General features: G+C 36.2%; 2 protein-coding genes. One reads left to right on the top strand and one right to left on the bottom strand.

The genetic code is table 11. The features are described from left to right. On the bottom strand, positions 1–137 hold a 137-nt coding region (locus I6F65_RS21295), incomplete at its 3' end, for a transposase family protein (protein ID WP_197111189.1). Positions 138–766: 629 nt separating this feature from the next. On the opposite strand from I6F65_RS21295, the gene I6F65_RS21290 reads away from it, so the two are divergent. Next, positions 767–1,580 (top strand): IS4 family transposase (locus I6F65_RS21290; RefSeq protein ID WP_197114827.1); only part of this gene is annotated, 814 nt, incomplete at its 3' end.

Below are 1,580 nucleotides of genomic sequence, written 5' to 3'. Positions count from 1 at the left end.
TCTTCCCAGCCTTGGCATCCAGACACAACAGCGCTGACGGCTAAGAATATGATATCAAATAGTTTATGAACCACTTTACCTTGTTGGCGAGGATCATCGATTGATTCGAAATATTTAAATAGCTGAATATCAAGCATGAGAATGCTCCTTGAAAAAAGGAGTATAAGATCATACTTTGAAGTCAAGGTAAAGTTCGTGATCTTGCCCTGGGTAGAGAGTAGCGTGTATTTACTTTATTTTTATCCATCAATAAATCCTTTTGGTATTTTAAACGAATATTGTACATCGTTTGTAATTTGAAAAACATAACAATTTATTAGTGCGCTCATCGCACATACTTCTGCCGACTTAAAGTTCATTCATATACTTCATATACTTCATATACTTCATATACTTCATATACTTCATATACTTCATATACTTCATATACTTCATATACTTCATATACTTCATATACTTCATATACTTCATATACTTCATATACTTCATATACTTCATATACTTCATATACTTCATATACTTCATATACTTCATATACTTCATATACTTCATACACTTCATATACTTTTAACAAATTACCTAAGGTATTACTATAACTAAGTTTTCTAACAAGCAAAGGGGTCCAAGCAATGGGGTCAAATCCTGAGGAATCCCCACAATTTGATAATATAAATCAATAAGGTAGTTTAAAAAACAGTTGAAGTGCACAGCCAATTTTGATCTTATATGTTTTTTCCGACCAAAGAAATTACAAAGTAAATCGACTATGCACTTGAGTAAATTATTACATAAAACTTTTTCTAATACAGCGGGTATTATTGATAAGCGTAACCACTGCACATTAATGAAAGCTGTAGAAACACTCTGCCAACATAAGTTCTTATCCATTGCTGCATTGGGGCGAAAACTAAAGAGTAACGCGAAGGTTAAACACAATATTAAACGAATGGATAGGTTATTTGGCAACCCTCGCGTCCAGCACGCCCGCTTCCACTATTACCAAGAAATCGCTCACCGCGTGATTGGTCAGATTAGACGCCCATGCGTGACGATTGACTGGTCTGGGTTAACACCTTGTGGCGAGTTTCATTTGTTACGGGCGGCAGTACCAGTTAAAGGTCGAGCAATGACAATCTATGAGCAAAGTTTTCGTGAATGTGAATACATGAAGCAAAGCGTGCACAAGGATTTCATTAAAACACTTAAATCAATATTGCCTCCAGATTGCAAGCCGATCATCGTCACAGATGCAGGATTTCGCAATCCTTGGTTTAAGTTAGTCCTTAAATTTGGTTGGGATTTTGTAGGCAGAGTGAGGCATCAAACACAATATCAAAAGCCAGAAGATGATACGTGCTGGTCACCAGTAAAAACACTTTATTCTAAAGCGACAGCAAAACCCGCTTATCTATTTGAAACACGACTCGCTAAAGCCAATTCATTAAGTGGTCATTTTTACTTGTTTAAATCAAAGCCTAAACAAAGAAAGAAGAAAAACCTTCGAGGAAAAACGATTCGCTGCAGCGTAAGCTTGAAACATGCTAAAGGCGCCACGGAGCCATGGTTATTATTTACCTCAT

Origin of the sequence: Pseudoalteromonas sp. SWXJZ94C (assembly GCF_015864385.1) — a bacterium.
GTDB lineage: Bacteria > Pseudomonadota > Gammaproteobacteria > Enterobacterales > Alteromonadaceae > Pseudoalteromonas.
The sequence above is the reverse complement of the archived record's forward strand: the minus strand, read 5'-3'. Positions and strand labels throughout refer to the sequence as shown.